Origin of the sequence: Hyphomicrobium sp. D-2, assembly GCF_029872155.1 — a bacterium.
GTDB lineage: Bacteria > Pseudomonadota > Alphaproteobacteria > Rhizobiales > Hyphomicrobiaceae > Hyphomicrobium_A.
The window spans coordinates 289,064-308,390 of sequence record NZ_JARXLA010000001.1; the positions used below are offsets into that span (position 1 = coordinate 289,064).

The 19,327-nt window shown below is 60.2% G+C and carries 18 protein-coding genes, 1 tRNA gene and 1 pseudogene; 7 read left to right on the forward strand and 13 right to left on the reverse strand.

What is annotated here, in order from left to right; translation table 11 throughout:
* Positions 1–18: 18 nt before the first annotated feature.
* Together QEZ49_RS01370 and QEZ49_RS01375 are read right to left on the reverse strand one after the other, a co-directional pair.
* A complete protein-coding gene (locus tag QEZ49_RS01370; RefSeq protein WP_280383487.1) occupies positions 19–324 on the reverse strand; it encodes a PQQ-binding-like beta-propeller repeat protein in 306 nt (101 codons plus the stop codon).
* Positions 317–811 (reverse strand): DUF2165 domain-containing protein, encoded by a 495-nt coding sequence (locus QEZ49_RS01375; protein WP_280383489.1) that lies wholly within the window; start codon positions 809–811, stop codon positions 317–319. Before QEZ49_RS01375 ends, QEZ49_RS01370 begins: the two co-directional genes overlap by 8 nt.
* 110 nt (positions 812–921) lie before the next feature.
* On the opposite strand from QEZ49_RS01375, the gene QEZ49_RS01380 reads away from it, so the two are divergent.
* Positions 922–1,596: an MBL fold metallo-hydrolase gene (locus tag QEZ49_RS01380; protein WP_280383491.1), complete on the forward strand. Its 675-nt coding sequence runs from the start codon at positions 922–924 to the stop codon at positions 1,594–1,596.
* Positions 1,597–1,741: 145 nt separating this feature from the next.
* Here QEZ49_RS01380 and QEZ49_RS01385 read toward each other — a convergent pair whose 3' ends face one another.
* Positions 1,742–2,104, reverse strand: coding sequence for a hypothetical protein (locus tag QEZ49_RS01385; RefSeq protein ID WP_280383493.1), 363 nt, complete (start codon positions 2,102–2,104; stop codon positions 1,742–1,744).
* A gap of 279 nt (positions 2,105–2,383) precedes the next feature.
* Positions 2,384–2,875 carry a hypothetical protein gene (locus QEZ49_RS01390; RefSeq protein ID WP_280383495.1) on the reverse strand — a complete coding sequence of 164 codons (492 nt, stop codon included), beginning with the start codon at positions 2,873–2,875 and terminating at the stop codon, positions 2,384–2,386.
* Between the two features lie 404 nt (positions 2,876–3,279).
* Between QEZ49_RS01390 and QEZ49_RS01395 the strand changes: the two genes are divergently transcribed.
* Together QEZ49_RS01395 and QEZ49_RS01400 are read left to right on the forward strand one after the other, a co-directional pair.
* Positions 3,280–3,369 (forward strand) — tRNA-Ser (locus QEZ49_RS01395).
* A gap of 157 nt (positions 3,370–3,526) precedes the next feature.
* Positions 3,527–3,835: a hypothetical protein gene (locus QEZ49_RS01400; protein ID WP_280383496.1), complete on the forward strand. Its 309-nt coding sequence runs from the start codon at positions 3,527–3,529 to the stop codon at positions 3,833–3,835.
* An 87-nt stretch (positions 3,836–3,922) separates the two neighbouring features.
* On the opposite strand, the pseudogene QEZ49_RS01405 reads toward QEZ49_RS01400, so the two are convergent.
* Positions 3,923–4,906 (reverse strand): annotated as a pseudogene (locus QEZ49_RS01405) (recombinase family protein); the annotation flags it as partial.
* A gap of 382 nt (positions 4,907–5,288) precedes the next feature.
* Entirely contained in the window at positions 5,289–5,867 is a 579-nt protein-coding gene (locus tag QEZ49_RS01410; protein WP_280383498.1) for a hypothetical protein, read from the reverse strand.
* 23 nt (positions 5,868–5,890) lie between these two features.
* Here QEZ49_RS01410 and QEZ49_RS01415 point away from each other — a divergent pair, with 23 nt between their 5' ends.
* Positions 5,891–6,112 (forward strand): hypothetical protein, encoded by a 222-nt coding sequence (locus QEZ49_RS01415; protein WP_280383500.1) that lies wholly within the window; start codon positions 5,891–5,893, stop codon positions 6,110–6,112.
* Between the two features lie 21 nt (positions 6,113–6,133).
* Here the strand turns inward: QEZ49_RS01415 and QEZ49_RS01420 are convergent, their stop codons facing one another.
* From QEZ49_RS01420 to QEZ49_RS01450, 7 genes are all read right to left on the reverse strand, one after another.
* A complete protein-coding gene (locus tag QEZ49_RS01420; RefSeq protein WP_280383501.1) occupies positions 6,134–6,739 on the reverse strand; it encodes a hypothetical protein in 606 nt (201 codons plus the stop codon).
* A gap of 363 nt (positions 6,740–7,102) precedes the next feature.
* Positions 7,103–8,446 (reverse strand): ATP-binding domain-containing protein, encoded by a 1,344-nt coding sequence (locus QEZ49_RS01425; protein ID WP_280383503.1) that lies wholly within the window; start codon positions 8,444–8,446, stop codon positions 7,103–7,105.
* Positions 8,443–10,275, reverse strand: coding sequence for an AAA family ATPase (locus tag QEZ49_RS01430; protein WP_280383505.1), 1,833 nt, complete (start codon positions 10,273–10,275; stop codon positions 8,443–8,445). The genes QEZ49_RS01425 and QEZ49_RS01430 overlap by 4 nt, the downstream gene beginning before the upstream one ends.
* Complete coding sequence (locus QEZ49_RS01435) at positions 10,276–10,770, reverse strand: very short patch repair endonuclease (RefSeq protein WP_280383508.1); 495 nt, start codon at positions 10,768–10,770, stop codon at positions 10,276–10,278.
* 12 nt (positions 10,771–10,782) lie between these two features.
* A complete protein-coding gene (locus QEZ49_RS01440) occupies positions 10,783–12,522 on the reverse strand; it encodes an ATP-binding protein (protein ID WP_280383510.1) in 1,740 nt (579 codons plus the stop codon).
* A 12-nt stretch (positions 12,523–12,534) separates the two neighbouring features.
* The gene (locus tag QEZ49_RS01445) at positions 12,535–14,499 is read right to left on the reverse strand and encodes a DNA double-strand break repair nuclease NurA (RefSeq protein ID WP_280383512.1); all 1,965 of its coding nucleotides are present in this window, start codon (positions 14,497–14,499) and stop codon (positions 12,535–12,537) included.
* A 3-nt stretch (positions 14,500–14,502) separates the two neighbouring features.
* Positions 14,503–15,999 carry a DNA cytosine methyltransferase gene (locus tag QEZ49_RS01450; RefSeq protein WP_280383514.1) on the reverse strand — a complete coding sequence of 499 codons (1,497 nt, stop codon included), beginning with the start codon at positions 15,997–15,999 and terminating at the stop codon, positions 14,503–14,505.
* Positions 16,000–16,328: 329 nt separating this feature from the next.
* Here QEZ49_RS01450 and QEZ49_RS01455 point away from each other — a divergent pair, with 329 nt between their 5' ends.
* From QEZ49_RS01455 to QEZ49_RS01465, 3 genes are all read left to right on the forward strand, one after another.
* Positions 16,329–16,622, forward strand: coding sequence for a helix-turn-helix domain-containing protein (locus QEZ49_RS01455; RefSeq protein WP_280383515.1), 294 nt, complete (start codon positions 16,329–16,331; stop codon positions 16,620–16,622).
* Positions 16,615–17,907 carry a type II toxin-antitoxin system HipA family toxin gene (locus QEZ49_RS01460; RefSeq protein WP_280383517.1) on the forward strand — a complete coding sequence of 431 codons (1,293 nt, stop codon included), beginning with the start codon at positions 16,615–16,617 and terminating at the stop codon, positions 17,905–17,907. The genes QEZ49_RS01455 and QEZ49_RS01460 overlap by 8 nt, the downstream gene beginning before the upstream one ends.
* Before the next feature lie 243 nt (positions 17,908–18,150).
* On the forward strand, positions 18,151–19,323 hold the full coding sequence (locus QEZ49_RS01465; RefSeq protein ID WP_280383519.1) for a hypothetical protein: 1,173 nt from the start codon (positions 18,151–18,153) through the stop codon (positions 19,321–19,323).
* Positions 19,324–19,327 lie beyond the last annotated feature (4 nt).

Sequence of the window (19,327 nt, forward strand, 5' to 3'; positions counted from 1 at the left end):
CCTCCCCCGTTGCTGATCCTAATCGTGGCTGATCGCCAAGCTCGTTTCGCCGGAACCTCTGCCGCGCCGGTTGACTTGCCAGAGCAGCTCGCCATCCTCGGCAGAAAGCGCAAACACATGCCCCATCGAGGCGGCAATTACTGTGCCTTCAACCAGACGCACGCTGACGGGCTGGCCCTCGCATGGCAGTCCGGCGGGGAATTCCGCTAGCGCCCGCTCCCACACCAGCCGTCCGCTGGCGATTTCAAGCAGCATGACCGATCCAGCATGCCCAACCGCGACGCAGGCACCCGACCGTTCCGATGATGTGCGCCGCTCACGCAAGTTCGTCGTCCCTCTGGTTCAGAAACAGCAATACCAAACCGATGCACACAATGAAGCGGAACGCGGCCTGCTGACCGTTCCACGCCTGCGATTGCCACATCTGGAACCACTCACCGCCTATGGTCATGAAGCCGAAGAACCAAAGCGTAAAGCCGAGCGTTAGGCCGATGGTGGCCAAATCCTTAGCGGCGTTGAAGTGCAGCGCATCGGCAGCCCGAACACGCCACAACCGCCGTGCGCCGATGATGCAGATAAGGCCGGTGAGCAGCTCAGCGGTGATGATGAGGGCGTAGGCGAGGTGATGCAGCAGCGGGCTGGTGATGGCGCGCCAGGTGAGCGTCGAGGTCGGGAAAATGGTGTCCATCGACATCACATGCTGCACAAAGGCGTAGTTTGTGCCGTAATCGATGATGTTGTCGAGGCCGATCAGGAGCGCACAAAGCCCGATCAGCAACACCAGCAGGACTTTGGCCGTGCGGATCACCATATCCAGCCTCGCGATTCGATCCCGCCATTATGGGATGCTGGCGAGGCGCCGCCAACTCCGCTACTGAAGCGCGCAATAACCCGTTAACAGCACGAGGACGAGACTGCCCCATGGCCAATTCCGATAAATCCGCACCGGCCGCCAAAGGGCTGCAGGCTGCGATCGTGCCGGTGACACCGTTTCAGCAGAACTGCACGCTGCTGTGGGACCCCGAGACGATGGTGGGCGCGGTTGTTGATCCGGGCGGCGATCTTGATCGCATCGAGGGTGCCATCGCTGAGATCGGCATGAAGCCGGAGAAAATTCTGCTCACCCACGGCCACATCGATCATGCGGGTGGCGCGGCGGAACTGCGCGAGCGGCTGGGCGGTATCCCGATTGAGGGTCCGCACGCCGCTGAGCAGCCGCTGCTGGATAACCTCGAAACGCAGGCCGCATCCTATGGCATCCCGGCACGCACGGTGACGCCTGACCGCTGGCTGGCCGATGGCGAAAAGGTTGAGGTGGCGGGCCATACGTTCGAGGTGCTGCACTGCCCGGGCCATTCGCCGGGTTCGGTGGTGCTGCTCAACCGGGCGCAAAGCTTTGCGATGATGGGCGACGTGCTGTTTCAGGGGTCGGTCGGGCGTACCGACTTGCCACTCGGCAGCCATGAGACGCTGATGAATTCGATCCGCACCAAGCTGCTGCCGTTGCCGGACGAGGTCGCCTTCATCTGTGGCCACGGGCCGACCAGCACCATCGGGCATGAGCGCCGCACCAACCCGTTTATCGCCGGGCTGTAAAACCATCGGTGTCGTGGCTGGCTGCATTGTCGGCCATGACCATGATGATCAGCGCGAGCTACAAAAAAGCCGTTCTGCAGTTGATTGCAGAACGGCTTTTTTATTTCAGCAAGCGGCAAGCGATCTAGAACGGCGCCAGAGCGCCTCAGAAACTGCGCTCCCAGCGAAGGCAGCCAAACGCACCGCATTCCTGCTGCAGCGTGCCGACGCCGATGGGCGTTGCATTGTCTACATTGGCCCAGACATCGACCGTGTTGACGCGCAGCGTCTCGGCGCAGGTTGTCCGGCAATAGACCCATGTGCCGCGCGGCAGGCGTACCTGATAGCCGACGTCGGTATTGCGATAGGGCGCCCGGATCGAACCGTTGCCGTCATGGCTGTGCGCGGTGACATAGCCGAGGATCTTGGTGACGGCGCGTGGACGAGCGGATGCCGGCGTTGCCACCAGCGCAAAGGCGGCGAGGGCCATCAACACCGACGCAGCGAACGGAAAGCGTTTCATCTTCATCTCCGACTATCCCGCGGCCTGAGCCGTCCGGTGGTTCGCGCCTGAACGGTGCCGTTGGCGCTATGAAATTCTGGCGCGTAAAGCTGAGGTGCCGCGCCAAGTATTTATTGTGAGGGCGCACCAGCTCAATTCGTGTCCACGTTAGCACGATTGTGATTCGTGCCTCCGCCCGCCGTTCGATCCGGTCGGATCGTGTGTCCTCGCAGCATCAATGACGCAACTGCCCTCAACGGATGCACCTCGAAGCCATAGCCTGCATATGGCCCGAGCGTCCGTCGGTTAGCCGTTGCGGGCGAAGCTGATGTTGACGCCCTTAAGCGCCGACCCTTGCGTCGATAGCGATACCGATTGCTTGGAGCCGGAGAAGGAAACCGAGAGCAAACCGTTGAGGGCGCCGCCACCGATGTTCAGGCGCAGCTTGGATTCATCGGCGCTGCCGGAGATGGTGCCGGTCTGGTTGAACGTGCGTTCTTCCCAGGTGCCCGTCACGCGTCCGTTGGCGTACTTAAGCTGCGAGCGCAGGTCGACCTTGGTGGAGTTGTTGGCGCAAATGATGTTGAGCTTCATTTCCGAGCCACCGGTGCCGGAATAATACCCTTTGCAGGAAAGCTTTTCGTTCTTGCCGCCTTCGATGCGGGCGGTGCCCTTGCCGCTCCATGCACCAATCAGCGATGGAAAGGGGTTAACCGCTTGAGCTGAGGCGGTGCCGGCCAAAGCCATGACGATGCCGCCCGCTGCCGCTAGTGCGGCGCTCCGCTTGACCCAGTTCACCACACGCTTCTCCCCTACAATTCCCAAACCACTCGATGACAGTGCACGCACGCAGCCGCTTCACACGTCGCTCCGTGGTTAACCCGATGTCTCAAATTAACACACGCTTGGTTAAATAAGTATCTAACCCCTGCCGCTGCAACCCGGCGATTTGCGTTCGCCTGAATGATCAGGACGGAAAATCGCAGATGCTGAGAAAAATGCAGCTTCTGTGGCTGATGGGCCGCATCGGAACGCTCTGTCGGCCAGGATTTTGTCGGTTGAGGACGACAAACACAGCAAAGATGCACGGCTGTTTGCGTCCGGGTTGCAGGCCGCGGAGCGAAAAATGAAATCATGCGATGGGGAAACGCAGATGGCTGTTGCTTCATCGCGAACGCTGGCTATATTGCGCCGCTTCCGTAGGAGGGGTGGCCGAGTGGTTGAAGGCGCACGCCTGGAACGCGTGTGGGCGGGAAACCGTCTCGTGGGTTCAGATCCCACCCCCTCCGCCATTTTGCATTCCCCGCCCTGAATTGCCTCTAACGCCTTGAAAGGTAAGGTGGTTTTTGGGGTTCTAAATCCCGAATTCCGGCAGTAGGCCAAGCGGTCTGCGAAGGTGAGTTTCAGCACCAGTTTCTTGTCCTCTAGACGCTCGGAAATCCACAGTTCATGCGGGTTTTCGAGGAAGCGGAAGGCGGGTTCAAACTGCTGCGCGGCGTTACGCCTTGGGGCGGCGTTCTCTTGCAGCTTTTCGATGATGATGAGCTTGTCCTTCTCCAGCCCGGCGATGCGCCGTTCATAGGCTGCGATCACGGACGCCGTGGAGGATTCCACGATGCGGTCGAGCAATTGCTCGATCTGCTGCTCGGTCCTGCGAAGGTCGTTGCGGAGAGCCTTGGCGACCTCCTCGGTACGGCTGGCGTATTGCTCCCATGCATCGAAGAACAGGTCTTTGAACAGTGCGGCGGTCTGCGATGAGGGGCACAGCCCTTGCAGCAGCATGCCGAACTGCTCCTCGATTACGTCGCGCTTTATGGATTTGCCCCGGCAGGCGCAGCCTTTGGTGAAGCAGAAATAATAAGGGTGCTTCTTCCCGGTCTTGCTTTTAGACCAGCCAGCGGTGAGCGGGCCGCCGCATTCGGCGCATACGGCATAGCCGCGCAGCGGGAAGTCCTCGGCGATATCCGTGGAGAAGACGCGCGCGCCGCCCTTGATGCGCTGCTGTATTTTCTCAAAGGTCTGAAGGTCGATCAGGCCCTCGTGATGTCCCTTCCGCAAGGACACGCCCCAATGGGGCACCTCGATATACCCGGCATAGTGTGGACGGCTTAAGAGACGCAGCACCTCTTCGTAGCGGACGGTGCCCTGCTTCGTCTTGCAGGGATATTCCGGCTGGGATTCGAGGAAACGCTTTACCTCGGCTTGCGTCTGGAAGCGGCCTGAGGCGAAGCCTTCAAGGGCTTCCTGCACGATGGAGGCGAGCGGCTCGTTGCGGACGAGCACCAATCCGTGCCCGGCAACCTTCTTGTAGGCGTAGCCGGTGGGTGCATGAAACACCCAGTAACCGTTCATAGCGCGGGCGCGCATGCGGTTCTTGGTCTGCTCACCGTTCTTCTGACGCTGATGCTGGCTGGCGCTGGCCAGCACGTTCTCGACGAAGATGGAGTCGGAATCATCGCCGAACGTGATCGAGGGACTTTCCAGCTTGCCGCCGGCGAGGCCTATGGCAAGGCGCAGATCGGTATGGACGCGCGTGTCGCGCGCAAGACGGCTGATGTCGTCGATGACCACGACGATCTCGCCGCTGCGGCTGTGATGCTTGAGATAAGAAAGCATGGCCATAACGCCAGGGCGGTCGGACAGCGAGCCGGAGATGGCCTTGTCAAAGAACGTTTCTACGAGTTCATAGCCCTTGCGCTCGGCATATTCCCGGCAGCGCATGGCTTGGGATTCAAGGCCGTGCCCCTCCTCCACCTGCTTGGCGCTGGAAACGCGTGCGTAGATGACGGCCCGTGTGTGATGCAATTTTGTGTTGTCGTTGGCGCTCATGCTCTCCTTCCTTCGTGCTTGCACTCCTTCTTGGATGCGGGTTTGCAGCTTACGCCGCGCCCTTCTTACCCCGCGATGCGGCGTTGTCGTTCGCGGCCTTGGTGCGGGTCTGTTTGATGTTGTTTAAGTCTATCACATTGGCAGCTTCAAAGCCCGATTTTAGTTGAGAAATATGAGGCTTCTCGCCCACTTGCTGGCTGCTGTAGGCATCATCCACGAAGCACTGCGCGATCAGCCAGAGCGTGCGGATAAATTCGATTTTTCTCAGCCTCGCTGAGATCCATGCCATCGAGATGATGGAGGTATTTTTCAACGTCGAGTTTCATGGGCAGCGCATATCCTTCCCCGCGATGCGTGAGCCCCCATCGCGATTATGGAAACACTATGCGCAAACCCTCGCCCCTGATCGGGTGAAACGCTCTTGGGCGAAAGCGCCCGGCCCGCAGGACGCGAATTTTTTCGCCTTAGAACAGCGCAAGCTCGGCGTGCGCTCGGCTTCGAGCAGGGCGATAAGCTGCCGGGCCTCGCTTGCATCCGACCCGCCTTCGGCAATGATGGCGCGAAAGCGCGTGATGAGCGCTTGAAGCCCGGCGGCGCGTGCGTCAGCCTCGCTAAAGAAGGCGGTTCCGTTCCAGACGGACGGCGATGCCCCTCCGCCGCAGATGGCCGCCGCATAGGATATATCCATCGCCCAGAGGCCGGAAGGCGTGCGCACGGTGCGGATTTCTGCGCGGCAACGGCCCTTGGCAAGCTCGATGCGCTCATACGGGATAAACACGCCTGAGCTGTTGATGCACTCATGCTCCGGCCCAATTCCCCAGAGCGCCGCCACATCACGCAAGCAATCATCGCTCAGGTGATAGCCGCGCCCATACCGGGCGCGGATTTCGTTTTGCGCCGGGCGCATGTCCAGCGCCTCGATGCTCAATGTTTCCAGAACAATGCGGGGGTGTTCTATCATGCAGCCCCGCCTTTCAGCGTACGGTGCAGGGCGATGGCGGCGCGGTAGAGCTGGAGCGCGAGTTCCAAATCCTGCTCGATGACAAGCAGCGTTCCGATGGCAAGGTTGCGCTTGTCGTGTTTAAGGGCTTCGGCGGATTCTTTTGTGTGATGCACCGCGGACAGCAGCGCTGGTCAATGGCGTTGATCAGCACGGCAAGGGTGCGGTTGTCGGGTGTGCTCATGGTTTTTCTCCTTCTTGTTTGAGCGTGGGGAAATGGCTGCGCCCTAACCAAAGGGCGCGGTTGACAGCCAGCGCATAGCGCAATCGCCCTTTTGGGCGTGATCCCAGATCAGCCACGCATAGCGGTGGCTGGATGTGTGCTTGGTGGCGCGTTCGGGCTTGCCCAGCGGGAAGCACACGCATTCATCAAGGGCGTAAATCACGCTGGGCGACTGGCGCACGAAATCATCATGCCTCTTGGGATGGCAGAGCGAGGCAATGTTCAACAGCATGGCCACGCGCCCGCCCGTCTCTGCCGTGAAGGCCAGCGCCTTCTCCACGAACCTGTCAGCCATGCCCCAGCCGTAAGGCGGGTTGGTCACGATGTTGCGCGCGAACGGCGTTTCCAGCGTGAGGAAATCATAGCCGGGATAGCCGTAGCCCCAATCGGTGATGTCGGTGGCGATAACGTCATATCCGGCGGCCACAAGTTCGCGGCTGATGGCACCGTCACCGCAGGCGGGTTCCCACACATCGCCGTCAAAGCTCTCTACCGAAAGCAGGGCGCGGATCGCTGCGGGCGGCGTCGGGTAAAATTCAAACGGTGCGCGGCGCTCCGGTACGCGCGGCTTGAAGTAAGTGGAGTAATCAAAATCAGTCGCAATACGCATGGGTCTTTCCTTTCGTCTTCTTCCAACCCCGTAAAAAGGGGGTGCTGCTGCACCCCTGCCCCTTGGCGAAAGCGGGAGGGTGTGGGTCGGTGCGGCTTGTCGGCATGGCCGGGCTGCCATCGCGGGCGGGGGACACTTGCCCTGCGCGGGATGCGGCCCTGTCAGTGCCGTTAGAAGACGTGCCAAGGGAGGGAGGGCAGCGCCCTCCCTGACCCCTTCAGGCAAAGAAGCGCGAAGCTCAGAAATTCTTCCGCGTCATGGGATGGAAGCCCGAAAGGGCCGAGACAAGCCGTCGGCGCAGGCTCGGCTTCAGCGACAGCCCGGCCCCGGACAACGGACGGGGAGACGCCCAACAAAGGCCCTTCACGGGGCGGGTGGTGCAAACGGAGGAGCGTTCAGCCGACCCTGACCGAGCACAATGACAGTGCAATGGTTCTGCGCGCGCGTGACGGCGTTGTAGAGGAGCCTCCGCAAATGCTCCGGGCTGCCTGTCGCCGTATGTGGCCAGAGCACGATGACATTCGGAAATTCACGGTTCTTGGCACGCTGGATTGTCATGACAAGATGACCACGTTGTTGCCGGAAGCCGAGACGCGAACGGTTGCGCACGGACTCCCGCACGAATTCGGTGACTTGCGCGGCAGTAAACTCTGCTTGCCCGTGTGCCCTGCGCAAACGGTCCATGCGGCTGATCGCCTGCGCAATAGCCGCATGTCCGGCCAGCGGAGTCAGCAGCGTGCGAAGATCGGTGCTGGATGCCGTATCCGGCAACACGACATCGGCCAGCAAGGAATCGGCTTCTTCATTGTCGTGACGGTCCCATGTGTGAGGATATGGCCCGAAGGTCGTACCGCTATTTTTATAGGTTTGTTGTTTTGTCTGAACAGTTTGAAGTGCCGCGCGAATAACCTGATGGTTTGAGTCAGGAGTAAGAATAACTACCGGACCTTGCCGCTGCTTTATGTCACTAGCAATCACCCACGCCAGAAGACCGGAATTGTTTTTCTTGATCGATGCTTCGACAAGGCGGAAGCCCGCGCCGTTCCATGTCGTTCTGCCGTTAAAGGTGTTTGCGGTAAGAACGGTTTTGATGTCTCGGCCTTCGCGCACGGCGAGCGCGGCGGCGAGAAGACCCTGTTGCGTGGTGCGCCGCACCTGCGCGAGACGGTGGGTTTGTCCTGCGCCTTCCAGCCAGCCCATTAGAGCGGTCGTGTCCCGCCCGCGTTCAAGGCATTGAAACGCATCCGCTGCCGCCACGATCCGGCAGCACGGCGAAAGTCCCTGAAGTATGCGCATCCGGTACTCGTCAAGGTCTTGCGCTTCATCGACCACAATAAGGGGGAAGCTTCTCGCCACCCATTTGCGAATAGATTCGTTCTCCAATAACCCCGCCGCCAGAGCACACGGCCCGTCGAATTGATTCAGGGCATCGGCCTGCGTCTGCATTTCCGGGGTAATCATGCTCCTGCGCCGCGCCGCCAACGTCCGGGCGAACACGTCGAACGTCTGGCAATCGAAGCGGCCTCGGAACGCCGCCTTTTCGCCGAGGCGCGCATCCAATCGGCGGCGTGCGCCGTTCATGAAGGTAAGCGCCAGGAGCTTGTGCCCTTCGCCTAGCGCGCCGTCCTGAACGATCTCCCCTGCGCGGCTCACGATATTGTGGGTCTTGCCTGTGCCCGCCGCTCCCTCGAAGAAATCGAACGTCATGACGGCACAAACCGGAATACATGCATGTCGACGGTCGAGTCTGCCGGAATGCGCGCAAAGAGCGGGGTGTTGGCGTTTGCTGGATCGCGCAGCACCTCGCATAGGGCGTTGAGGAACTGAGCGGCGCGCGTTCGACAAGCCGCATTGGCCATCAGGGTGACGGCTGCGCTCTCTTGGGTCGGCGCGTAGGATTTCTGGGTGAGCAAATGGGCGGTGAGCGCCTGATTGTCTGCGAACGGCGTCCCAAGCATAGTTCCTAGCGCGGACAGCGTCGTGGCTTCATCCGCGCCCGCAATCCACGAAACCACATGCTCCATGGCCCAGGCCTGCGGCCAGAACACCACGCAGCGAGGCGGTGGATTGTGGACTTTCACTGCATCGAAATATCCGCGCCCATCATTGTCCCCGTCCACGAGGATGCAGGGCCGCGCGTGAACGGCGCTAACCAGTGCGAACGTATCGGCAATCTTGGCGTCAATGGTCGGGACGACGCCAACGAAGGTGGAAAGGGGCGATGCCCCGTTTCCGGCGTCCTGCCAGCCTTGATACAGTTCGAGGGCAGTTTGTAGCGCCTCAAGCCATGCCACATCCGAAACTCCCTCGGGAATCAGGACGCATTCGTGCATGAGCGCGGCCACCAGCTTTTGCCGCCACGCATAGAGAAGATGCTGCTGATGATTGGTGGGCTGCGCGGGAACAGGGTTCATCAGCGGCCTGGCGTTTAAGACGCCGTCGCGCATTTCGATGAAGAGCGTATCGGGAGCGGGAAACATTGCAGCCACGATGGGGGAATGCGTCGTCACGATCGTTTGATCGCAGAGCGCATTGAGGCGGTTGACCAGCCGTTTCTGCTGGGAAGGCTGGATGTGCAGTTCGGGTTCCTCGACGGCCAGCACAAAGGACTGGCCTGTTTCCGCCCGCGCTTTGCCGAACTGCATGAGCAAAAGAAGACTTTGAAGAGAGACAAGCCCCGTGCCCTGCCGCTGCGAGGGAAGGGTTGGTCCCGTCCCATGCACGAAATGCGGCACGACGCTTTCCAGAACGGAATTGCTGTCAGTGGCAGTCAGGCGCAATTGAAGTCGGGGCGCGCTTGCCATGAGGGTGCGCAGTTCGTCGTTGGCGGCACCGACGATCTCGGCAAGTCCCGGCTGTTCTTCAAGCTGCTCGCCTGCTGGCGGATTCCAGAGGCGCGCCCGTTCGGCGCGGACGGCCTGCGCGGGCATGTCCCCGCGCGTGGCCACCACGCGGCGAAATAATTCTGACGAAAAGGAAATCCAGCGGTCCCATGTGCGCGAGGCCGGAACCAGAAAGAAGCCCAATTCTTGAAACGCCTTGGTGTGGATGGTGCGGAGATGCGCGTCTTCGGCGAACGGATCGCCCAGCGTGGCCTCGTCATCAACGAAGAAGCGCAGGGTTTCGGCTTCCAGCTCGTCCAGGTCGAACCGCGCGGCAAACCCGATCTGGATGGCAAGGTCGGTATGCTGTGCGTCAGGCGCAGCCCTCAAAGTCTTGGCATTTGGGTCGAACCACTTCTCGACGCCTCGCTCCGCACTGAACCAAGAAGAATGGTGATGCGGGTCATTCGGCGTGAAACCTGTCACCGTGGCGGTGCACAGGATGCGCGCCTGCTCGTCTGGCGCGCTGCCATGAAAATCATGCTCTGTGAGGCGGCGAACTAGACGGTCACGTCCGAAAAGCAAGGCGAGCGCCTCGATCAGGGTGGTCTTGCCGCTGTTGTTCGGTCCAACCAGAACGGAATGGCGACCCAAGTTAATGTCCGCCGAACGAACGCCCCGGAAGCCGGAGATTTTGAGGCGGACAATATGCACCTATCCTCCTTGTGCACGAGATATTGCAGCACTCTCATGGTTTAATGGGGTGCCCGGGATCGACAAGGCGGAAAGCCGGGACTGCAAGAACGAGACACATTGATATGTGATCGACGGTAAGGCGGTTCGATGCGGACCCTTTAGCGCACATTCCCAGACAATCAGAACGCGCCAGGCGTTCTCCTGCAGCTTGCGGATCGCGCTGTCGTCACGCGCGCGGTTGCGCTCAATCTTCTCTTGCCAGAATTCCTTCCGTGTGGACGGCCACTTGAACAGATGACAGTCATGGCCATGCCAGAAGCAGCCGTGGATGAAGATCACGGCGCGGTATTTTGGAAAGACGAGGTCGGGGCGTCCCGGCAGCCTGCGGTCATGCAGCCGGTACCGGAAGCCTTTCGCATGCAGCGCGCGCCGGATGAGCAGCTCCGGGACGGTATCGCGGCCCCGGATACGGCTCATGTTGAAACGGCGTTGCTCTGCCGTCAGGACATCCATTCCGGCACCTGCTCAATCCGGTTTCTTGCGCCTCTGGCGGACGGCTTTCATCGACTCTGACATGGCATCGCGCGTGGGCGCATCGGGATCAGGTTCCCATTCTTCAAGCTGCTCGAAGAAATCTTCGTCACCGATTTCCGCAAGGCGCAGCTCGTGATCCATATCGACTTTCACGGCGAGCGGAAAGCGCACGACCTGTCCGCTGACGATGCCTTGTCCGGGACCAAAACCGGGAATCATGCGCGCGTCTGAATCCGTGAGGTTCTCCATAACTTGGCGCACGAATGTTTGATCGCGGGGGTTTACGAGGCGCAGGATCAGAAACGAGTTGCACTGTGAAACAATCGTTTCATCAAGACGGCTGGGACGCTGCGAGATCAGCATGAGGCCGGTGCCAAATTTCCGCCCTTCCGTGATCATGCGGCGGATAACGGGCAGAGACACCGCGTCCGCCGTCCCCTCGCGCGCGGAAGGGATGAAAGTGTGGGCTTCCTCTACCACCGTGAAGAACGGCGGAATGCGGTCGCTGAGATCTGCGCGGAACTCGAAGAGCGTTTCCAGCGTGATTGCTGCAATCGAACACTGCGTAATGTGGTCGTAGCCTGCCAGATACAGGATGGAAACCTGCCCCGGCTGGATGATCTTGTCGGGTTCCGCAAACGGGTTGGGTAGCGCTTCGAAGGGGAGACCGCTCAGCTTGGGGCTTTTTCTCATCTGCTCGCTGGTGCGCTGCATGCGGACCAGACGATCCTGAATTATGCGAAGGTTGCGGGCGACTGCGCCGATGGTTGGCTTCCAGTTGCCTGAGCCCTGTACGCCGCGCGGAGCGTTCTGCTGGCGCAGATCGTCGGTTGTTTGGTCGAGAAGCCTGCGGATATAGGTCAGCGCCAGTTCGCCTTCATTGGCAGGCAGCCTCTCATAAAGAGCGCGAAGATACTCGTTCTGCGGGTCAGTCAGCCCCGTTGTCATCTGAAAGATGATACGGGTGATGAGATCCTCCCCGTCCTTCTGGAGCAGCAGCTCTGGAAAGAAGAGCTTGATGGAACAATCCGGCGCATCCTGCCTTAGCAGCCCTTCACAGCGCGAGAGGCCGATATAATCGCCATGCGGATCAAGGATTACCAACGGATAGCCGTGGTTGATAAGCTCGCGGATGATGCGCCGCGCGGCGACAGTCTTGCCGCCGCCCGTCATGGCGAGAACGGCAAGATGCCGGGCGACAAGCTTTGGGGCTGAGAGCGTGACTTCCACGTCGCGCCGGGCGATCAGGCTTCCGATCTGAACGCGCCGCTCATCGTGGACTTCTCCGATCAGAAGCTGCCGAACCGCATCGGCGGGCGGGTGATAAACCTTGCAGGCCGGTTTGACCGGATAGGTCAGCGGGAAGAGGCTTGACAGATTGGTGTCGGTGGTTGCCCCCAGAATGAGGGCCGAGGCTTCAAGCTGATCGCGCGTATTGGCCAGCACGGTTGATTCCAGCGATATCCCCTCATTGGCAAGCTCCTGACCGGCTTCGAACGGAAAGAAGGGATTGAAGCGCTGGATATCGGTGATCCGCGCCCAGACATAGATGCGCGTCTGCTCAGTGAATGAGCCATCGGGCACATCCATGCTGAGCGCAACGATGTCACCGACGCGGGCCTGAAACTGACGAAGAATAAAAGTGAATTCGGAAATACCCGCATTGCCGACGACGGTTCCGACAGGACGCCAGCTTTCTTCCGTCGTTTGCGGTGCGGCGGTCGTATCCATGCGTTAACATCCCTATCGATTGAGGCCCGGCCTCAACAGCCACTCCCGGCTCGATCCGCAAAGGACGCGCCGGAGCGCATCGAAAGTCCGCGTATCGCCAGTGTCGAGAGCGCGCTTGAGGGCCTGAACGGTTGTGTATGTATTAATGGGCCGGGTCATCCAGTTGGGGACCTTGGCAAAGCGGTCCACGATATCCAGTCCTACGGGGAAAGCGTAACGCGGGAGGAGCAAGGCGCAGTGGGTCACCAGTTTTGCAGCATCCTCGAAGCGTGAAAGATTGTTTTCAAACATCTCAAGCCGGACGGGCGAACTCCATTCAGAAACCTGCACGTAAGAAACAAACGGTGTGGGGTAGTGAGCGATATGGGTATCGCGCCAGGCAGGCGGCGCGCGCCGCAGTTCGTTGCGGTTAACCGGCACGGGTCTGAGCGCCTCGCCGGGTTCCAGCACGCACCGGAAAAGAAGAGAGTCGGTGATGCGCTGGCCTTCGCTGTCGGGATCATCGGCAGGATCGACCTGGTGGCGGAACCAGCTTTTCCACTCTGCGGGTGGCACCGGTAAAAGACTTGCGATTTCGTGATCTTCGAGCGCGTCCAGAACGGCGCGGATGACTGATGTCGTCGTCGCTTCGCGCTCAACAACACCGCAGACGATAGCGTTTCCGTCCCGCAAAAGCTGGAGTTGGCGCAGATAAACGCTGATGAAGTTGCGCTCGCGCCCTTCTCTCGGCGGTTCACCCGGAATGAGTTCGGCCAGAGCGGAGTCGGAGAAATGCGGAAATCTGTGGCGGACGCGTCCGTCATCCATCACATCCGTGTACCTGGAGACAGGGTTGACGAGCGCCCCGTGCATTAGAATCCATTTCGCATCGGGGTGCTGCCCCAGCATCTGAACAGCCCCGGCGGTCTCAATCGATATACGGGCCGCATCCCGGAGCGCGCCGATGTCAGGAAAACTGTCGTCGTAAACGCCTCCTTCGGCATGGGAGTAAAGCTCATCGATCAGATGCTTGAGCATCGTGAAATGTTCGCGGTCGGCTCCCGTTTTGCCTGGCGTAACCAGATAGCCGCCGACACGGGCAGCAATCGGCGCAGCGCCCAGTGATGAGAGATTGGCAAGGCCGCCGTCTATGAAGCCAATGGGCTGCCCTGCGACTGTCGGCCAAAAATCCCGATGACTCTGGGAGATCGGGACAATCCGGTTTGTGGCCCGCAAAACCTTGCGAAGCTGATCGGCAAGTTCCTCGACGATCTGAAAAAAGCGTATCTGGGCGGGGGCAGAGAGATCCCCTGCCACGCGGAACATCCGCTCCATAATGTGCGGGCTTCGCACCTTTTCGTGGATGGTCTGCTTGCGCGGCTCTGCCTGCGCGGGAGCATCGCGCGGCATAGGCGGAATGACGGGCGCGGGCGCTGGCGCTGGCGGTGCCGATTTGGCCCGTACGCGTTTGCGCGGCGTAACAGAGGGCGTATGCACGGCGGGGGGACAATAAGCCTTGAGCGCGTCAAAGCCTTCCGAGTCCTGTTCAAACACGGCCATGCTCTGATCGAGATGTCGCTCCACGATGGCAGCGATGCCGGCATGGGTGACGCGATCTGTGCCCCGCGCGATGAACGTAATGGAGAGCGGTGCGCTGCCGTCATTATTGGCTATCGTCCGAATGAGCGCAAAATCCTTGCTGTCCAGCGAAGCGAAGTCCTCTCCTTCGATCTTCTTGCCGCCCAGCCTCCAGTTCTTGCCGGTCTTGCCGAACTTGCGCGGCTCTTTGATCGTTATGTCGCCAAACTTGACGACGCATTCGAATATTGCGCCGTCTGCGTCATAGACCTGTGGCGAGAGCATCTGGCGGGCAACGGACGCGACGATGGCAATCGCCCTTTGCTTGCTGGCCATTCGCATGCGGTGGGCCGCAAACAAGCCGAAATCGGAGTCGGTCAGCGAACGAACAACGATGATTTCCTTGCCGCTCGCCGTCACGATCTACACTCCGGCAAATGCCAATTGTGCCGGTGTGGGCACGCGGGCTGGCTGCAGGGCAGCCATTACACTTTGAGCGACAGCCTTGGCCAGAAGGGGCGGAACGGCATTGCCGATCTGGCGGAATGCAGGGTTCATCGTACCGCAGAACCGGAAACCGTCAGGAAACGACTGAAGCCTTGCGGCTTCGCGCACCGAAATCGTCCGCGCCTGATCGCTGTCGTAGTGGATGTGACTGTAACTGTCCTTTCCGAGATGAGCCATGAGTGTGCGCGCCGGAAGATCGGGTTCCATCTTGCGCCACTTATTCGGGAACTTGGTCGGATCGTACGGGGGTACGATGCTGGCCCTGAGCTTCTCCCATGCTGCGGAGTTTCGTCTGATTGGTTTGCCTTCGGCTGCAAGCTGCTTTAGCGCCTCGTCCAACATCCTCTCTGCCATCCGGAAGGCTTCGGGGTACTGATCGCCGGGCTTCAAGCGGGCGAACAGCGCATAGTCCCTTGGAAGATACCGGATCACGTGATCGGAAATTGCCGCTGGGGTGGCAAGACCCGGCCAGTTCCGCATGGCTTTTACGTAGGCGTTCGGTCGCTTGGGCTGGTTATACGGGACCGGTTGATCGAAACGCCTTGCACACCGTTTCAGCTCTCCTGAGGCCAGAAGAGCGCGGGCATCAATGCGGGGAAGATCGCCAATGGCCTGCCTCGCGCTTACGGCCATCGGCAGCGCGCCTTGCGCCGCGGGCGGTGTCAGGAAATGTGCTTTGCCGTTGCGTACCGCGAGCGCTTCAAGATGCTTGAGGGCAACAAGCCGCGAACTCCCGTATCCAGTCGGAAGGTTTATCCTGTGTGTCGGCAACGGGAAGGATACGTCCTCACCGAGCGTTTCGTGCAGCGCGATGAGGAACATGCGTTCGCGCATCTGGGGCACGCCATAGAAGGCGGAATTTAACAGCGTATAGCCGCAGACGTAACCACGGCTGGCCAGAACCTCGCAGATCTCTTCCGCGATATTGTGCCCACCGTGATTGAGCATGTCGGGGACATTTTCCAGCACGACAGCAAGGGGGTGGCAGGCTTCAACGTAGTCGAGATACTCTATGTAAAGCCGCGCGCGGGGATCGTGGCGGAACGCTTCGGGATGATCGGCCACTTCGCGCAGTTTGGATCGCCCGACGCGGGCAAAAGCCTGACAGGGTGGGCCACCCACTATGATATCAAAGGCGGCAGCGGGATTACCCATCCCCAGCTCGTCGCACAGCGCTTGAGGTGTCGTGTCGGTGATATCGCGTGCTGAAGAGTGCCGCGGATCGCCCTTGTGAAAATTCAGGCCATGCGAGCGGGCAGCATCAGGATCTGATTCAACAGCGGCTTCAATGCGCGCGCCGGATGCCTGAAAGCCGAGAGACAGGCCGCCGCACCCCGCGAAGAGGTCGAGAACGCGCGGTGCGCCGCCAGCCCTGATTCTTCTCAGCTTCTTTTTGATCGCGACTTCGTTCATGACACCTGGCGCGCACCGTTAATCCGGGAGCACGATGTCGACAGCGAAGCGTGATGTCGACACAGCCGGGGCTTGACCGGCCGGTTGTCCTCATCTCAAAGCGTCATCCGTTCCCCTTGCATGCACATGGCACGATTCGAGGCTCGCGTGTACCCCTTTCGTTCTGATGATGGTCGCAATGCGAGTGGTTGAGACGTGAAAACATCACTATTGACGGATATATCCGTCAATAAGAGATTGTCGGAAATACCCGTCAAATACTTGACGTCGGATATATCCGACAGTATATTGATGTCGGATATATCCAGCGAAAGGCGAACCCGGCAGGAATGAACATCAGGCGACCCAATGACCTCGGCGCAGCCGTGAAAGAGTCGCGGCGCAAGCGGGGATTGAATCAGACCGAACTGGCAGCGCGGCTCGAAGTGAACCGCGAATCGGTATCGCGTCTTGAAAGGGGTGACCCGGGCATCACGCTCGGCATTGTGCTCCGCGCGCTTAACGTACTAGGCCTGTCGCTCGCCCTCGAGGATGATGAGGCTGAGCCGGAGCGCACGCCTGGCAAGCCTGCAGAGGGTAAATCCCGCCCACGTATCAGCATCGATGAGATCGTCGATGACTGAACTGCGCGTTCTGATCGACGAGGAAGAAGTCGGCTCCGTCTTTCAGGGTGCGGCGGGCAAGCTGCGGTTCGTCTATGACGATGCGTGGCGGAACCGGGTCGATGCGGTGCCGCTCTCGCTATCGATGCCGCTGACCGCGAAGGAACATCCGCACAAGGCCATTGAGGCGTATCTGTGGAATCTGCTCCCTGACCGCGAGGAGACGCTGCGACAGATCGCGGCCGAGCACGACATTTCACACCGCAATCCGTTCGCTTTGGCAGGCGCGCGGGGTGAAGACCTGCCCGGCGCGGTGCAGATCGTTCCGCCGGAGCAGATCGGGAGCTTGCGTAAGCGCGAGCGGATCACGCGGGTCAGCGAGGAACAGTTGGCGGAAGTTTTGCGGAACCGCCAGCGCGCATCCGGCAAAACGCATATCGGAGAGGACAGCGGCTTTTTCAGCCTTGCGGGGGCGCAGCCAAAACTGGCCGTGTGCCGGGTTGGTGGACGCTGGTATGAGCAGCGCGGCTACACGCCCTCCACGCATATCATCAAACCTTCGATTGCCGATCTCGCGCAGCAGGTCGAGAACGAGCATTTCTGCCTGCGTCTTGCCGAGGCTGTCGGCTTGCACGTTATCAAGAGCGAAGTGGTGCGGATTGGCGATCTTCAGACCATCGTCGTCCCGCGCTATGACCGTGTGCGCGTCAAAGGCAAGCAGCGACTGCCGCTGGATGCCGCTGGCGGAAGGGTTTACCGCATCCATCAAGAGGATGTTTGTTCGGCCTTGTCCGTGCATCCGGCCAACAAGTACCAGCATCAGGGCGGTCCCGGCATCAAACAGGTGATGCGTCTGCTAGAGGGTTCCGGCAACCCGGATGCGGATCGCGAGAGGTTCATGCGGGCCTGCGCTTTCAATTTCATCATCGCGGGCGTCGACGCGCACGGCAAGAACTATAGCCTGCTGATGGAAGCCGGTGGCCGGTTCCGGCTTGCGCCGCTCTACGACATTATCAGCGCTCTGCCCTATGACCGCGAGACTTACAACCGGCTTGCCATGGCAGTCGGCGGCGAGCGCAAGCACGACAGGATTTATCCGAGCCATTGGAAGAAGACGTCCGCCGAGTCCCGCTACGATGGCGCAAAGGCTGTGCAGCACGTCCTCGACTATATTGCCGCCCTGCCGGACGCGGCGCAGCGCGTGTTGGCGGAGTGCCGTGCCAGCGGCCTTGCGCTGGATACGACCACGCTTCTGACCGAGCGCCTGATGGAGCGATGTGAAAGATTGCGTAAGCTCTATGAATGACCCATGCCCGTGCGGCTACTTCACTTCGGGCCGGGGGATGGAACAGGGGCCAGCATGGTCCCCTTCCCGAGGCGGGCGGAAGACCGCCGAAGAAGATGGCGCTGTTTACAGCGCACATCTTGCGGAACATATTATTCCTGACTTCTACGGTTCCGGTCTTCTTGCTGGTAACAAAATTGCGGGCCGGGCATTGCGTTTTATCTCATGCCTGCTGTTTCTTCGCCTGCTGAAAGGGAGGCCAGCATGGACGAACGAGACGCGCTTCAGCCCGTTACGATCACCCGCGATGAGCTTTACCGCCGCGTCTGGGAAACACCGATGAGCCGATTGGCCGAGGAGTTCGGGATTACGGGCAAGGGCCTGTCCAAGATCTGCGACCGGCTTGAGATTCCCTATCCGCCGCGCGGGTACTGGGCGCGCAAGGCGGCGGGTCAGAAGGTAGTCAAGTTCCGGTTGCTGAAACGTAGCGAATCCGCGCCTGACAACGTGACGATCACGCCAAGCCCGCCACCGCTTAAGCTAAAACCGGAACAGCAGGAGGTGGTGGATACTGCCAAGGCCGACGCTGAAGGGCTGACGGTTCCGGACGAACTCAGACGACCGCATGCTGTGATCGCGCAATGGCGAGAGGAGCGCAAGGAACGCCAACGCCGTGCGCGGCTGGATCGCAGCCCGTACAGATCCGCCGTTCCCGATTGGAGCGAGAGCGAGCGCCGTCAGCACCGTATCCTGAACACGATCTTCCGCGCCGTTGATAAGCACGGGTTCACGCCGCGCTCAGAGCACGCGGGGCGGTTCTTCTTCGAATACAGGACGGAAAAAATCGACTGCCGCTTGCGCGAGAAGAACCGGCAGGTGCGCAGGCCCAAGACCACAGAAGAAAAGCGGTGGTCATATCATGGTGACAGGGACTGGATGCAGGAGTTGGAGCCGACAGGCAATCTGGTCTTTGCGATTGAGGAATATTTCCGCCCTGACGAGGGGATCAGGAAGGAATGGCTTGAGACACAGACCAGACGGCTGGAGGGCTGTGTTCCGGAGATCGTGGCCAACATCCTGTTGGCTGGCCCCGCGCTGGTAAAGAAGCGCGAAGAGCGGGAAGCAGAACAGCGACAATATCGGGAGGCTGAGCGCCTTCGGCAGATCGAACAGGCAAGGCAGCGGAAAAATCGCAATCAGTGGCGCGCGCTCGTTGAACAGGCAGAGCACTTTGAGACGGCGGTAAAAGTGCGGAACCTTATTGCCGCACTGGAAACAACGGCGGCTGATCCGTCCCTCATGATTGGGGAGCGATCGCTTCCGGAATGGATCGCTTGGGCAAAACAGTATTTGGACTCCTTCGATCCTTTAAGCCGCGGTGCCGAAGAGATTTTCGGTGACATTTCGAAGGTGACGGACTGGACGTACCGTGACTGAGATG

Coding starts and splice junctions, on each gene's coding strand:
- QEZ49_RS01375 (WP_280383489.1), bottom strand. CDS start 811: ATGGTGATCCGCACGGCCAAAGTCCTGCTGGTGTTGCTGATCGGGCTT.
- QEZ49_RS01380 (WP_280383491.1), top strand. CDS start 922: ATGGCCAATTCCGATAAATCCGCACCGGCCGCCAAAGGGCTGCAGGCT.
- QEZ49_RS01385 (WP_280383493.1), bottom strand. CDS start 2,104: ATGAAGATGAAACGCTTTCCGTTCGCTGCGTCGGTGTTGATGGCCCTC.
- QEZ49_RS01400 (WP_280383496.1), top strand. CDS start 3,527: ATGCGGGTTTTCGAGGAAGCGGAAGGCGGGTTCAAACTGCTGCGCGGC.
- QEZ49_RS01410 (WP_280383498.1), bottom strand. CDS start 5,867: ATGATAGAACACCCCCGCATTGTTCTGGAAACATTGAGCATCGAGGCG.
- QEZ49_RS01420 (WP_280383501.1), bottom strand. CDS start 6,739: ATGCGTATTGCGACTGATTTTGATTACTCCACTTACTTCAAGCCGCGC.
- QEZ49_RS01425 (WP_280383503.1), bottom strand. CDS start 8,446: ATGACGTTCGATTTCTTCGAGGGAGCGGCGGGCACAGGCAAGACCCAC.
- QEZ49_RS01435 (WP_280383508.1), bottom strand. CDS start 10,770: ATGGATGTCCTGACGGCAGAGCAACGCCGTTTCAACATGAGCCGTATC.
- QEZ49_RS01440 (WP_280383510.1), bottom strand. CDS start 12,522: ATGGATACGACCGCCGCACCGCAAACGACGGAAGAAAGCTGGCGTCCT.
- QEZ49_RS01450 (WP_280383514.1), bottom strand. CDS start 15,999: ATGAACGAAGTCGCGATCAAAAAGAAGCTGAGAAGAATCAGGGCTGGC.
- QEZ49_RS01455 (WP_280383515.1), top strand. CDS start 16,329: ATGAACATCAGGCGACCCAATGACCTCGGCGCAGCCGTGAAAGAGTCG.
- QEZ49_RS01460 (WP_280383517.1), top strand. CDS start 16,615: ATGACTGAACTGCGCGTTCTGATCGACGAGGAAGAAGTCGGCTCCGTC.
- QEZ49_RS01465 (WP_280383519.1), top strand. CDS start 18,151: ATGGACGAACGAGACGCGCTTCAGCCCGTTACGATCACCCGCGATGAG.